Source organism: Kitasatospora sp. NPDC127060, assembly GCF_042724935.1.
In the GTDB taxonomy this organism is placed as follows: Bacteria; Actinomycetota; Actinomycetes; order Streptomycetales; family Streptomycetaceae; genus Kitasatospora.
Map to the genome: position 1 here is coordinate 211658 of NZ_JBHXEG010000001.1, position 13589 is coordinate 225246.

Below are 13589 nucleotides of genomic sequence, written 5' to 3' on the forward strand. Positions count from 1 at the left end.
CCATCCTCCACCACAACCACGTAAACCCTTTTTCGCAACGTTGGGGGGGGATGTTTTTTTTTAATAACACCCCCCCCAACCGGGTGGGGGGGGCGGTGCACCCGCCCCCCGCTCCCCAGCATCCCCGGGCGCCGCCGGCGGCGCGCGCGGGGCACGCCGGACCGGCGGTCCGGGGCGGCCGGGGGAAAGCGATTGGCGGACCACCCCCCCGAGTGCGCTAATGTATGTCCCGCAGCGAGCGCCGAGGAGCCCGGGGAACGGGAGCCGAAGCGGAAGCCGATCCCCCATAGCTCAATTGGCAGAGCAGCCGACTGTTAATCGGCAGGTTATTGGTTCGAGTCCAATTGGGGGAGCTCGGAAGGAGTGCTCCTAGGAGCCCGACTTCCGTGTCAGGTAAGGAAGTTCAGCACAGCGATCCCCCATAGCTCAATTGGCAGAGCAGCCGACTGTTAATCGGCAGGTTATTGGTTCGAGTCCAATTGGGGGAGCTGCACCGGGTCCGCTCGGTGACTGCTCAGAGCGAAGGCCCCTCGGACGACCGGGGGGCCTTCGTGTTGCCCGCGCCGGTGTCGGGTGCGTCACTCCCCTCCCCGGCCGGGGCCGCGGTCAGGTGGTCGCCCGCCGGTAGAGGTCGGCGACCCGCTGGTCGAAGGCGACGCTGTACGAGGTGCCCGGGGTGTCCCCGCCCTCCTGGTAGCCGCCGATCACACCGACCACCGTGCCGTCGCCGGTCACCCACGGGCTGCCGCTGGTGCCGTCGGTGTAGCCGCCGCAGTCGAAGCGCTCCTGGGTGGCGCTCTGCGCGCTGGTCCGGACCGAGCAGGTGATCGGCTCGTCGCTCTGGTTGGGGTAGCCGGTCACCGAGACCGCCAGCCCGACGCCCTTGCCGGTGCCGAGCGGGTTGCCGCCGACCGCGTCCTCGACCTGCCGGCCGTCGGCCGGGTGGAGGGTGACGAAGGCCACGTCGTAGTCCGGGTCGTCGTCGGAGGCCCAGCGCGGGTCGACGGTGATCGACTCCACCTGCCAAGTCCCGTACGGGGAGTACCCGTTGCGGTAGCCGGGGGTGAACACCAGGCCGTCCAGCAGCCCGACCCGCTGGTTCTGCACGCAGTGCGCGGCGGTGACCAGCAGGTTGCGCCCGGGGCTGTGCACCACGCTCGCGGTGCAGGAGCGGGGTCCCTGGGCGTTGTGGATGGACAGGGTGCCGATCCGGTCGCGGGCCGCGCTCTGCTGGGCGATCTCGGCGCTCGGCGGCTCGCCCGGCCCACCGCCGCACGCGGTGCCGGCGGCCAGCAGCAGGGCGGCCAGTGCGGTCGCTCCGGCCGTGCGCGCGGGCGGTACCGGGCCGGGGGCCATCGGGGCTCCGTCTCGTTTCCTCGGGGCGGGCATCAGGGCCGTGCGTTCCGCCGTTCGAGAGGAAGATCTACCAGGCCGTGCCCGGCGGCGCCAATGCCGGTGTTCGATTCCGGGCCCGCTCCCGCCCGCTCCCGCCCGCTCCCGGCCCGCTCAGCCGGTGGCCCGGTCGTAGAGCGCCTGGACCCGGTCGCCGAAGTAGCTGCTGTACGAGGTGTCCGGGCTGTTCCCGCCCTCCTGGTAGCCGCCGATCACGCCGACCACGGTGCCGGTGCGAGTGGCCGGGTCGAAGTCGGTGACCCAGGGGCTGCCGCTGGTGCCGCCGGTGTAGTCGGGGCAGTCGATCCGCAGTTGGGTGGCGCTCTGCTCGGAGGTGGTGTTGGAGCAGGTGATCGGCACGTCGCTGCTGCCCGGGTAGCCGGTGACCCGCACCGGGACCCGGTAGCCGCGGTTGACGCCCAGTTCGTTGGCGCCGAGCACCTGTTGGACCTGTTGCCCGTTCTGCGCCTGGACGACGGCGAAGGCGACGTCCATGTCCGGGTCGGCGTGGTCCTTCCAGCCGTCGTCCACGGTGACGGCCAGCAGCGGCCAGACGCCGCTCGGGGTGTCGCCGTTGCGGTAGCCGGGGACGAAGACCAGGTCGCTGCGCTGGCCGATCTTCGGGTCCCAGACGCAGTGCGCGGCGGTGACGATCAGATTGAGGCCGGCGCTGTCCACCACGCTGGCGGTGCAGAAGTGGTCGCCGTCCGCGTTGCGCGTGAACACCGCGCCGACCAGGCCGTTCAGCACGGTGGGCTTGGCGGTGCGGGTCACCCCGGTGTGCCTGCCGATCGCCCCCTTGAAGCGCTGCCTGTTCCAGCCGTGGGCGTTCGCGGTGGTGTTGGTGGGCGGTGCGGAGGTGACCGTCGGGGTGACACTGCCGGGACGTGCCGCGGTGGTGCACCCCGCCGCCGCGAGCGCCAGCACCAGTGCCCCCGCCGCCGCCGTCCCACGCTTCGTCATCAGCCCAGGCTGCCCTGCTGGGGCCCACCGCCGCCACCCGGGCTCCGCTGCCCGGGGCGGCGCACGCCCTCGCGCACCCGGCTGCGCCCCCGGCGCGCACCACGGGTGATCGACCGGCTATGCTGCCCGAGACGGCCTCGCGGGGCCGTCTGCTGCTGCCGTGGGTCGACGACCGGCGCGCGCGGCGAACCGGGGCGGTAGCTCAGCCGGTTAGAGCAGGGGACTCATAATCCCTTGGTCGTGGGTTCGAGTCCCACCCGCCCCACTTCTCCCACCCCCGTGCGGCCCGTCGGCCGGCGGGCCTCTGTGGCGCGGTCGAGAACTGATTGTACGCGCGCAAGCACCCTTCGTGGCGATGACGCGCCAAGGTTCACCCGCGTTGGGGAACCCCCGGAGCTCGGCGCCGAGCCATGGCCTTCCGGGACCGGGCGAGGCCCCTGGAGCGGCCCGGCGGCCCGGGTGAAAATCCTTGAATGCCCGCAGCGCCCTTCCCCTACGCTGGCCGTGATCACCGCGCTCGAACAAGCAGCGCGGTGTATCGGACCGGGGGAACAGCCATGCACTTCAGCCTGCTCGGATCGCTCCTCGTCCGCATCGACCGACAGGAGCGGGCGGTCGGCGGCGTCAAGGTGCGTACTCTGCTCGCCGTCCTGCTGCTGGAGGCCAACCGGCCCGTCCCGCCGGACCGCCTCAGGACCGCCCTCTGGGGCGATCATCCGCCCGCCTCGGCGAACGCCTCGCTGCACAACATGCTGGCCCGCCTGCGGACTCAGCTCGACGACGGGCGCGGCGACCGCCTGCGCTCGACGCCGTTGGGCTACCTGCTGGAGGTCGCCGAGGGCGAGTTGGACACCCACCTCTTCGACCTGGGCGTCCAGCGCGCCCGTGACGCGCTGCTGCGCGAGGACTGGGCTTCGGTACGCCGGGAGTCGGTCGCGGCGCTCGCGCTGTGGCGCGGTGTGCCGCTGGCCGAGCTGCCGGACCTGCCGCAGGCGCAGGCGCCGCGCCGGCAGTGGGAGGAGGCCCGGCTGCAAGCGCTGGAATGGCGGATCGAGGCGGAGCTGCGCCTCGGCCGGGTCAGCGGTCTGGTGCCCGAGTTGACCAGGCTGACGGGTGAACATCCGCTGCACGAGTCCTTCCACGCCCAGCTGATGCTGGCCCTGCACCGGCTCGGGCAGCGGTCCGAGGCCCTGGCGGCCTACCAGCGGCTGCGTCGTGCGCTGGTCGAGGAACTCGGCATCGAGCCCGGGTCGGGCGTCCGGAAGGTCCACGAGCGCGTCCTGCGCGACGAGGCCGACGAGCCGGACGAGACCGAGGGGGCCGAGGGGGCCGGGGGGACCGACGAGCCCGAGGAGGCCGGGGCGATCGCGCCGCCCGCGTCCGCGATCCGCGTGCAGGCGCAACTCCCCGCCGGGCTGGCCGACTTCACTGGCCGTCGAGCCGAACTACGAGCTCTGACCGAGCTGCTGGCCACCTCACCCGCCGACGACGTGCCCCGGGTGGCCGTCGTCTCGGGCATGGGCGGCATCGGCAAGACCGCCCTCGCCGTCCAAGCCGCCCACGCCGTGAAGCACCTCTTCCCGGACGGCCAGCTGTACGCGGACCTGCGGGGCTTCGGGGCCGGGCCCGCCCGAGACCCGCACGAGCTGATCGGAGTCCTCCTGGCAGCCCTGGACGACCGGTCGGCCGAGCAGGGCGGAGCGGCTCGACCGCTGCCCGAACACGTCGACGACCGGGCGGCCTTGCTGCGCACCGTGCTGGCGGACCGCCGGGTCCTGCTGGTGCTGGACAACGCCCGGGACGCCGCCCAGGTGTCGCCGCTGCTGCCGGGTGGCTGCCGGAGCGCGGTCGTCGTCACCACCCGCAACACCCTCACCGACCTGCCGGTGAGCCTCCGGCTGTCCCTGGCCCCGTATGACGTCGAGGAGCAGCGCGCCTTCCTCTCCAGGCTCTGCGGCCCCGAACGGATCCGGCAGGACCCCGACGGTGCGTTCCGCCTGCTGGCCGCCTGCGCGGGGCTGCCGCTCGCGCTGCGGATCACTGGTGCCCGGCTCTCGTCCCGTCCGGCCTGGTCGCTGGGTGCCCTGGCCGAACGCCTGAACGACAGCCGGGGACGGCTACGGGCCCTGTCCGTGGGGCGACTGGCCGTCGACACCACCTTCACCACCAGCTACCTGGCGATCCGCGACAGCGACGATCCCGTGGAGCGCGAGGCCGCGCGGGCCTTCCGCCTGCTGGGCCTGTGGGCGGGCCACACTCTGGGGGTCGACGCCGCGGCCGCCCTGCTGGACCGCCCGCGGGAGTTCACCGCCGACCTGCTGGAACTGCTGGCGGACGTCCACCTGGTGCAGACACCGGAGCAGTGGCGGTACCGCTTCCACGACCTGCTGGGCGAGTTCGCCGCGGAGCGCGCCCTCCTGGAGGAGCCGGCCGGGCTGCGCGAGGCAGCAGCCCTGCGGCTGGGCGTCTGGTACACGGTCGGCCTGGAGACGGCCGGGACGGTGATCGGCCCGGGAGGGGCTCCGCGCCTCGCCGAACCCCCCGCCGCCCCGGTGCCCGCCTTCAGCGACCCCCAGCACGCCCTGGACTGGTGCCGGCAGGAACTGCCCATCATCAAGGAGGTGATCCGCCGGGCCGCGGACTCCTCCCGTCCCGATCTCACCTGGCGACTCGCGATCTGGCTCATGGGGTACGCGCACACCTTCTGGTGGACCGGCGAGTGGGACGCCTGTCTGACCGTGGCCCTCAAGACCGCCCAGGAGCGTGACGACCTGCTCGGCCAGGCCTGGACGCTGCGGCGGATCGGCGCGTCGCACGGCATGGCCTACCGCAACGACGAGGCGATCGAGGCACTCGAAGCCGCACTCGCCGTCTTCGACGACCACGACGACGACCTGTGCAAGGCCACCGTCCTCGGGAACCTGTCCACGGCCCTCAGCCAGCGGGGCCGGTACGGGCAAGCCCTGGCGTACGCACAACAGGCCTGGAAGCTCCACCGGGAAGCCGGAGGGGACGAGGGCGCGCCCGGGGTGCTCGCGGCCCTGGCCCAGGCGTACCTGCGGAGCGGGAACTTCGAAGCCGCGCACACGCACTTCCGCTCGGTCCTCGTACTCTGTCGGGCCCGTGGCAACCTGACGCACGTCGCCGTGGCGCTGGCCAACCTCGGCGACTGCCTGCGGGGACTCGGTCGGCAGGGGGACGCCTTCGCGGCGCTCGACGAGTCCCTGGCGATCCGCCGGCGCCTCGGGGACATGAGCGGCGTCGCCGACACCCTGATCATCAGCGGCCGCACCCACGCCCACTTCGGCGAACTCCCGCAGGCTCGGGCCTGCTTCGAGCAGGCGGCCGGGCTCAGCCGGGACCACAACATTCCCGCCTACGTGCGGCAGAGCCTCGACGGGCTCGAACGTCTCCGCGACGTACGACGGTGAACACGTCGGCGCCGCCCGGGAGTTCCCCCGGGCGGCGCACTTCGAGCGGGATCAGCCGGTGGGTATCCCGGTGGCCACCTGCCGAGGCCGGTCCAGCTCCCGTGGCCGTCGCCGCCGTTCCAGGTGTAGACGGTGGCGGCGTTGGACGGCGGGTCGGTGCGGATGTAGTCCGCGTTTCCGCCGCCGTCGAAGTCCGCGAACCGGCCGCGCTTCTGGTCGTCCGTCAGGCCGGTGGCGACCTGGCCCAGGGGCGCCCAGCCGCCGCCGGTGTCACCGCCGCGGTTCAGCCGGACCCGTACGGCGCCGCTGGGGTCGATCACGGCGTAGTCGGCCCTGCCGTCCCCCTCGAAGTCCGCGAGGCGCACGCGCCCGGCCAACAGGACGCGTTTCAAAGTTCCCGCCATGACGTGATGTGGTGGTCGTTCCTGGGTGGGGGCTTCGGCTGACGGACCGAAGCCCCCACATGACGCCGGCGATGGGAGTCCGGCGTCGGTCACGGATGTCAGGCGCCGGTGGCGACCTGACCGAGGTTGGTCCAGCCGCCGTGGCCGTCGCCGCCGTCGTTGCGGTGGACGCCGACCGAACCGTTCGGGTTGGTGGTGATGAAGTCGGCCTTGCCGTCGCCGGTGAAGTCGGCGAGGCGCACCCGGCTGACGTCGGTCGTCAGGCCGGAGGCGATCTGCCCCCAGTTGTCCCAACCGTCGCCGGTGACACCGCCGTTGTTCGGCCAGACCGTGACCGCGCCGGTGGGGCCGATGGTGATGCAGTCGTCCTTGCCCTTGCCCCAGAAGTCCGCCCACTTCACCCGGCCGTTGCCCGCCTCCGTGCCGTTGTGGTGGCTGATGTGCCGCCTGATCATGCGCCACTGGGCGTTGTCGTCCCCGGAGCCGCCCGGCACGCAGGCAGGGGTCTTGTTGTTGATGAGCTTGAGGTAGCAGCCGGCGGGGCTGGCGATGGGTGTCCACCGGCCGTCGACGCCGGGGACCGGCCAGGAGAACGTGTAGCCACTCTGACCGCAGGCCACGGACAGGACGTTGGCGTGCGTGTCGGTCGCCAGGCAGGAGCCGCCGCCGCTGACGGCGACGTCGTCGAACCAGTTGTGGTTCATGACATCGAAGTACTGGTCGTCGCTGCTGCCGCAGGGGTTGACCTCGACCTGGTACGGATCCCAACTGGTCGTCGCCTGGAGGCACAGGCCGGTCGCCTTGTTCTGGATCTGGAACGCGACAGGGTCCGACACCGCCGACGCCTGCCCCACGGAGAACGTCAGGCCGGTCAGCAGCATGGCGAAGACTGTCGGGGCCGCCCTGATGCGGCTGAGTCGGAGGAATACGGGTTGCACATGTCCTGCCTCTGGCGTTGGGTGCGCACGCCCGGCCCTTGCTTCGCTGCGGATCGGTCACACGGGGACGGCACGAGGCTGACAGCGGCCCGCAACAACGCCCCAACATTCCACCAACCGTCCGGACCGGCAGCCGGGTCGGGGCCGGATCGGCCCTGGCGCACCGTGCGATAAAAGTGATATCACTTTGACAGCCGACGCGAGCACTCGCGCGGCGCACATCGCACAGGGGGGATCCGGTCCCGTGACCACACCGCACACCGCCGTCGAGGACGGCCCTGTCATCGACCTTCCGGCTCCGAAGATCACCGAGCGGGTCATCACCGGAGCCGCCGGGCTGCCGGTGCTCGGCGCCGCGCTGCTCGGCGTGCTCGCCGGGTTGGGGGTGCTGATCACCGGAGGGGTCCAGATCAGCGGCGGCAGCAAGGGGGTGGGCATTCCGCTGGTGATCGTCGGGCCGCTGCTGGTGTTCGGCTCGCTGCTGACGCTGTGCGGCCTGACGGTCGTCTCGCCCGGTGAGGCCCGGGTGGTGCAGCTGCTCGGCCGCTATCGCGGCAGCATCCGGTCGGCGGGTCTGACCTGGCTGAACCCGTTCACCAGCCGCCGCCGGATCTCCACCCGGATCCGCAACCACGAGACCGAGACCACCAAGGTCAACGACGCGGACGGCAACCCGATCGAGATGGCCGCCGTGGTGGTCTGGCAGGTCGAGGACACCGCGATGGCGGTCTTCGAGGTGGACGACTACGTCGACTTCGTCGCCATCCAGACCGAGACGGCCGTCCGGCACATCGCCACCAGCTACCCGTACGACGCCCACCACGAGGGGCAGTTGTCGCTGCGCGACGGCGCGGAGGAGATCGCCCGCAAGCTGTCCGCCGAGATCTCCGCCCGGGTCGCCTCGGCCGGTGTGCGGGTCATCGAGTCCCGGATCACCCGGCTCGCCTACGCGCCCGAGGTCGCCCAGGTGATGCTCCAGCGTCAGCAGGCCGGGGCCGTGGTGGCCGCCCGGCGGCTGATCGTCGAGGGCGCCGTCGGTATGGTCGAGGAGGCGCTGGACCGGCTCGCCGAGCGCGACGTGGTGGAGTTGGACGAGGAGCGCAAGGCTGCCATGGTGAGCAACCTCCTGGTGGTGCTCTGCGGCGACCGGGGCACCCAGCCCGTCGTGAACACGGGCTCCCTCTACCAGTAAGGGCGCGGCGTTGGCGACGGAACGGAAGAAGCTCCTGCTGCGACTGGATCCTTCGGTTCACGACGCGCTGGCCAGGTGGGCCGCGGACGAACTGCGCAGCACCAACGCGCAGATCGAGTTCGTCCTCCGCCGTGCCCTCACCGAGGCCGGCCGGATGCCCAGCGGTGCGGCCCGGCTTCCCCGGCGCGGCCGACCGCCCAAGGAGAGCCCGGAGGCCGGCGGTCCCCCCGAGGACTGACCGCAGCGGCCGGGCGACCCGCAGATCTTTCCAGATCCTTCGGAGGCCGAGATGGACCTGCCCGACAACCTGCCCGAGAAGCTCTACCTGCTCGCCTACGACCCCGAGCGCGGGCGGCTCCGTACGACCAACCTGGACCTGGCCCTGCGGGCGGCGGCGCTCACCGAGCTCCTCCGCCGCGGGCTGATCCGTGACGACGGTCGGCACCCGGCCGCCGTCGACGGTGCGACCGGCGGGCTCGACCCGCTCTCCGCCGCGCTGCTGGAGCAGATCCGCCAGGGGCGGCGGCGCACCTGGAAGAGCTGGATCGGGCGCCAGCGGAGGTCGGCGCGGGTGGTCCGCGACGGGCTCGTGGCCTCCGGCCGGATCCGGGTCGAGGTGCGACGGGTGCTCGGGTTCTTCCCGGTCGCCCGGGTCATCCTGCCGCAGTCCAGGGTGCGCAAGGCGCTGACAGCGAGCATCGCGTCGGCGCTGAACGGCCCGCTCAGCCGGGTCGATCCGGCGGACGCGGCGCTGGTCGCCCTGGTCGACGCGGCCCGGCTGGGTTCGGCCCTGACCTGGCGCCAGCGGCGCGAGTTCCGGACCCGGATCGACAAGCTGGCACCTGCCGCCGGCCCCGTCCCGCGTGCCCTGCGCCGGGCCATCAGCGCCCAGCACGCGGACGGCGGGGCGGGCGGCTGAACCGACCGCACGGTTCCCGGCCGTGCGCGGCCCCGTAGGGTGGTCGGATGCTCGAACCCGCCCTGCTGCCGACCCCGCTGGTGGACTGCACCGACGAGGTGTTCGTCCGGGCCGGGGTGGAGCTGCGGCTGAAGCGGGACGACCTGCTGCACCCGGGCGTCCCCGGCAACAAGTGGCGCAAGCTCGCGCCCAATCTGGCCGCCGCCGTCGAGCAGGGCCACACCCGGCTGCTGACCTTCGGCGGGGCCTACTCGACCCATCTGCGGGCGGTCGCGGTCGCCGCCGGGGCGCTCGGGCTGGAGAGCGTCGGACTGGTGCGCGGCGAGGAGCTGGCCGGCCGACCGCGCAACTGGTCGCTGCGGGCCGCCGAACGGGCCGGGATGCGACTGGAATTCCTCACCCGGTCCGCCTACCGGGAGGCCACCGGCCGGGCCGGTGCCGAGGACGCCGCGGAACTCCAGCGCCGCTGGGGCCCCTGCCTGGTGCTCCCGGAGGGCGGCTCCAACGCCCTGGCCGCGATCGGCGCGGCCGCGATCCCGGCCGAACTGCCCGGTCTGGACGGGCGCGACGTGGTCTGCTGCCCGGTCGGCACCGGCGGCACCCTGGCCGGCATCGCGGCGGGGCTGCCGGCCGGCGCCCGGGCGCTCGGGGTGGCCGTGCTGCGCGGCGGCGAGGGCTACCTGGAGGCGGAGGTGGCCCGGCTGCACCGGGCGGGCTTCGGTCGCGAGTTCGACAACTGGCGGATCGACCACGCCCACCACGGCGGCGGCTACGGCAAGGTCCCGGCCGAACTGGCCTCATTCGCCGGGGAGTTCGAGCGCCGCCACGGCGTCCCGGTGGAGCGCCGGTACGTCGCCAAGCTACTCGCCGCGCTGGCCGACCTGGCCGCGGCGGGTGCCTTCGAACGCGGCACCCGCCTGACGGCCGTGGTCACCGGTTTGCCGGATCCGGAGTAGCCCCGCCAGGCGCCGGAGTCAGGCCCCGGAGGTCAGGCCCCGGAGTCAGGACCCGAAGGTCAGATCGGCGCAGGGATCGGTGTCGGCGCCGCGGGTGTTCTCCGCTATGCCGGTGGGGATCCCGCTGGGCGCGGTGCTGCCGGGGGTGGGCGTGGCCGGGGGCGCGGTGACCGAGTCGAGCCGGGTGCCGGGCGCCTGGTAGTCCGCGCCGAGGGTGACGGTGATCGCGCCCGAGCCCGCCTCCTCGACCGCCCGGGCACCGGGGAACAGGGCGGCGACCTGGTCGGCGGCGGCCTTCAGACCGGGGTCGTAGAAGACCTCGGTGCGCTGCTTGCCGGGGTTGTTGGCACCGAGGGTGACGTTCTGGAAGCCGCGGGCCTTGAGCGTCTCGGCGCCGGAGCCGGCCAGCCCGGGGGTGCCGACGCCGTTGACGACGGTGATCGGGGCGGCGGCCTGGTCGGCGGCGAGCGGGGCGTTCGGGGTGGGGCTCGTGCTCGCGCCGGCGGAGGGAGAGGCGGACGCGACGACGGCGCCGGTGCCGGCGGTGATCTGCCCGTCCAGGGTGCGGTCCTCCTTCAGCAGCTTCCACAGGGTGTCGGCGTCCGGCTGGACCAGCCGCACCCGGTCCCCGGCGAAGCGCCAGGGAGCGGTGACGAAGGTGATGTCGGAGAGCTTGATGTCCTCCATCGAGCGGGCGAAGTCAACCAGCTTCATCGCGGTGCCGAGGCCCTCGTCCACGGTGAGCGACTTGGTGGCGGCGTCGGCCAGCGGCAGCAGGGTGGGCAGTGAGAAGCCCTCGCCCTGGACCTTCTTGATCATCGAGGAGAGGAAGGCCTGCTGGCGCCGCATCCGGCCGATGTCGGAGTTGTCGCCGATGCCGTGGCGGGCTCGCAGGTAGTCGACCGCCGTCTTGCCGGAGAGCTTCTGCAGCCCCTTCTTGAGGTGGATGCCGTACTGGTCGACGTCATTGGGCACGCAGGCGTCCACGCCGCCGAGCGCGTCGGTCATGGCGGCGGCGCCCTTGAAGTCGACCACGATGGTGTGGTCGATCCGCAGCCCGGTGAGCGCCTCCACGGTGTTCTGGGTGCAGGCCGGGTTGCCCTTGGGCAGCTCGCCGAGGCTGAACGCGGAGTTGAACATCTGGTCGTTGCGCGGCTTGCTCCAGGTGCCGTTCGCCAGCTTGCAGGACGGGATGGTGACCAGGGTGTCGCGGGGTATGGAGACGCCGACGGCGTGCTTGTGGTCGGCGTAGACGTGCACCAGGATCGCGGTGTCCGAGTTGCCGACACCCTCGTCGCCGCCGCCCAGCGCGTTGTTGCCGTCGTCCCGGGTGTCCGAGCCGAGCAGCAGCACGTTGACCGGGACCTGGGCGCCGGGGCTGGCCGGGACGGGGGCGGGCGGGCGCTCGGTGGCGACACCGCCCGCGTCGAAGGTGGTGATGTTGCTGTCCAGCCGGTGGTAGAACCAGGCTCCGGCTCCCACGACCGACAGCACCAGAACGGCGGCCAGGCCGATGGCGGTCCGCAGGTACCGGCGCCGGCGCGTGCTGCTGCTCATCCTCCGTGCCCCCCGTCTTCAGGTGTCTCGCGTTCGGCGTTCGAACGTTAGACGTTCCGGAAGGCTGTTCGGTTACCCCCGGAGGGCAGCGGAATCGACCGCCGGAGCCGTGACGCTCGTCACGCTCCGGGGCCGGCGGCGCCGGTCAGCATCCGGCTGAGCAGGTCCCGTAGCACCGTCCGCTCCTCCGGGCCGAGCGCGGCGAGCGGCTCGCGGGCGAAGTTGAGCGACTCGCGCAGTTCCTCGGAGGCGGCCGCGCCGGTCTCGGTGGCGGCGACCAGCTTGACCCGGCGGTCCTGCCGGTCGGCCTCGCGGGTCACGAAGCCGCGGGCCTCCAGCCGGTCGACGATACCGGTGATGTTGGAGGGCTCGCAGCTTAGCGTCTGGGCGATGTGGCGCATGGGCAGCGGGCCGCGTCGCAGCAGCGCCAGCACCTTGGCCTGGGCACCGGTGAGCGAGCGGGCGGCGGCGGCCTCCTCGTACTCGCGGTGGAACAGTGCGACCAGGTTGGCCATCAGGTCGACGACCTCGCGGGTGATCTCGTCGGACTGCGGCGTGGCGGCCTCGGTCAGCTGAGTGTCCATGCCTCAGAGTCTACCTGAAAAGTTGACAACATGAACCTTTCATGTCCATCGTTACTTCAGTTGCTCAACCTTTCACCTGCCGACACCACCCTTCGAGGAGCATCTCCATGGCAGAGCAGGCCATCCCCGCCACCGCCCGTGAATGGCACCTCGCCGCCCGCCCCCAGGGCTGGCCGGTGCCCACCGACTTCGCCCTGGTCGAGGCCCCGGTCCGGACCCCGGGCCCGGGCGAGATCCTGGTCCGCAACACCCACCTCTCGGTGGACCCGTACATGCGCGGCAGGATGAACGACGTGAAGTCGTACGTGCCCCCGTTCCAGCTCGGCCGGGCCATGGACGGCGGCGCGGTCGGCTACGTCGTCGCCTCCGCGGCCGAGGGCTTCGCCCCCGGCGACGCCGTGCTGCACGGGCTCGGCTGGCGCGAGTACGCCACCCTGGACGCGAAGCACGCCGTGAAGGTCGACCCGGCCGCCGCCCCGCTCTCCGCCTACCTCGGCGTGCTCGGCATGCCCGGCCTGACCGCCTACGCCGGGCTGCTCGCCGTCGGCGGCCTCAAGGAGGGCGACAAGGTCTTCGTCTCCGGCGCGGCCGGCGCCGTCGGCTCCTTGGTCGGCCAGATCGCCCGGCTCAAGGGTGCCTCGCTGGTGGTCGGCTCGGCCGGCTCGGCGGAGAAGGTCGCCAAGCTGGTCGACGAGTACGGCTTCGACGCGGCCTTCAACTACAAGGACGCACCGGTCGCCGAGCAGCTCGCCAAGGCCGCCCCGGAGGGCATCGACCTCTACTTCGACAACGTCGGCGGCGACCACCTGGAGGCCGCGATCGGCGCCCTCGGCGTGCACGGCCGGGCGGTGCTCTGCGGCGCGATCGCCCAGTACAACGACACCACCGCGCCCGCCGCCCCGCGCAACCTGGCGATGGCGATCGGCAAGCGGCTGCGCCTGGAGGGCATGCTGGTGGGCGACCACGCCGCCCTCCAGCCGCAGTTCGTCACCGAGGTGGGCGGCTGGCTGAAGTCCGGCGAACTGCGCACCGAGGAGACCGTGGTGGACGGCTTCGAGAACGCCGCAGAGGCCTTCATCGACCTGCTGCGCGGCGCCAACACCGGCAAGATGGTCGTCCGCCTGGACGGCTGACGCCCCATCAGGGAGCCGACCGCCCCGCCGCCCCGGACCGGGCGCGCGGGGCGGTTCGCGTGCACGGCGCAGGGGATCCGGCCGCACTACCGCATTCCGGCCGGATCCGAAAGTGCGTCA

11 protein-coding genes and 3 tRNA genes are annotated in these 13589 nt (G+C 72.6%); 9 read left to right on the forward strand and 5 right to left on the reverse strand.

What is annotated here, in order from left to right; all coding sequences use genetic code 11:
- The first annotated feature begins 280 nt into the window (after positions 1-280).
- Both ACFWIS_RS00905 and ACFWIS_RS00910 read left to right on the forward strand, forming a co-directional pair.
- Positions 281-353 (forward strand) — tRNA-Asn (locus ACFWIS_RS00905).
- Between the two features lie 62 nt (positions 354-415).
- Positions 416-488, forward strand: a tRNA-Asn gene (locus ACFWIS_RS00910).
- 118 nt (positions 489-606) lie between these two features.
- Here the strand turns inward: ACFWIS_RS00910 and ACFWIS_RS00915 are convergent.
- Entirely contained in the window at positions 607-1356 is a 750-nt protein-coding gene (locus ACFWIS_RS00915) for a trypsin-like serine peptidase (RefSeq protein ID WP_380460621.1), read from the reverse strand.
- A 150-nt stretch (positions 1357-1506) separates the two neighbouring features.
- Complete coding sequence (locus ACFWIS_RS00920; protein WP_380460619.1) at positions 1507-2355, reverse strand: trypsin-like serine peptidase; 849 nt, start codon at positions 2353-2355, stop codon at positions 1507-1509.
- A gap of 191 nt (positions 2356-2546) precedes the next feature.
- On the opposite strand from ACFWIS_RS00920, the gene ACFWIS_RS00925 reads away from it, so the two are divergent.
- Together ACFWIS_RS00925 and ACFWIS_RS00930 are read left to right on the forward strand one after the other, a co-directional pair.
- Positions 2547-2620, forward strand: a tRNA-Ile gene (locus ACFWIS_RS00925).
- A gap of 292 nt (positions 2621-2912) precedes the next feature.
- Positions 2913-5786: a BTAD domain-containing putative transcriptional regulator gene (locus tag ACFWIS_RS00930; protein WP_380460617.1), complete on the forward strand. Its 2874-nt coding sequence runs from the start codon at positions 2913-2915 to the stop codon at positions 5784-5786.
- A 502-nt stretch (positions 5787-6288) separates the two neighbouring features.
- Here the strand turns inward: ACFWIS_RS00930 and ACFWIS_RS00935 are convergent.
- Positions 6289-7071, reverse strand: a complete 783-nt coding sequence (locus tag ACFWIS_RS00935) for an FG-GAP-like repeat-containing protein (protein WP_380460615.1) — start codon at positions 7069-7071, stop codon at positions 6289-6291.
- Positions 7072-7372: 301 nt separating this feature from the next.
- Between ACFWIS_RS00935 and ACFWIS_RS00940 the strand changes: the two genes are divergently transcribed.
- From ACFWIS_RS00940 to ACFWIS_RS00955, 4 genes are read left to right on the forward strand one after another with little or no spacing between them, the layout of a single operon-like run.
- On the forward strand, positions 7373-8320 hold the full coding sequence (locus tag ACFWIS_RS00940) for an SPFH domain-containing protein (RefSeq protein WP_380460613.1): 948 nt from the start codon (positions 7373-7375) through the stop codon (positions 8318-8320).
- 10 nt (positions 8321-8330) lie between these two features.
- A complete protein-coding gene (locus ACFWIS_RS00945; protein WP_380460611.1) occupies positions 8331-8558 on the forward strand; it encodes a hypothetical protein in 228 nt (75 codons plus the stop codon).
- Positions 8559-8609: 51 nt separating this feature from the next.
- The gene (locus ACFWIS_RS00950) at positions 8610-9239 is read left to right on the forward strand and encodes a GPP34 family phosphoprotein (protein WP_380460609.1); all 630 of its coding nucleotides are present in this window, start codon (positions 8610-8612) and stop codon (positions 9237-9239) included.
- Between the two features lie 47 nt (positions 9240-9286).
- Positions 9287-10195, forward strand: coding sequence for a 1-aminocyclopropane-1-carboxylate deaminase/D-cysteine desulfhydrase (locus tag ACFWIS_RS00955; RefSeq protein ID WP_380460607.1), 909 nt, complete (start codon positions 9287-9289; stop codon positions 10193-10195).
- Positions 10196-10240: 45 nt separating this feature from the next.
- Here the strand turns inward: ACFWIS_RS00955 and ACFWIS_RS00960 are convergent, their stop codons facing one another.
- Complete coding sequence (locus ACFWIS_RS00960) at positions 10241-11752, reverse strand: LCP family protein (RefSeq protein ID WP_380460605.1); 1512 nt, start codon at positions 11750-11752, stop codon at positions 10241-10243.
- 119 nt (positions 11753-11871) lie between these two features.
- Entirely contained in the window at positions 11872-12336 is a 465-nt protein-coding gene (locus tag ACFWIS_RS00965) for a MarR family winged helix-turn-helix transcriptional regulator (RefSeq protein ID WP_380460603.1), read from the reverse strand.
- Positions 12337-12443: 107 nt separating this feature from the next.
- Between ACFWIS_RS00965 and ACFWIS_RS00970 the strand changes: the two genes are divergently transcribed.
- Entirely contained in the window at positions 12444-13469 is a 1026-nt protein-coding gene (locus ACFWIS_RS00970; RefSeq protein WP_380460601.1) for an NADP-dependent oxidoreductase, read from the forward strand.
- Positions 13470-13589 lie beyond the last annotated feature (120 nt).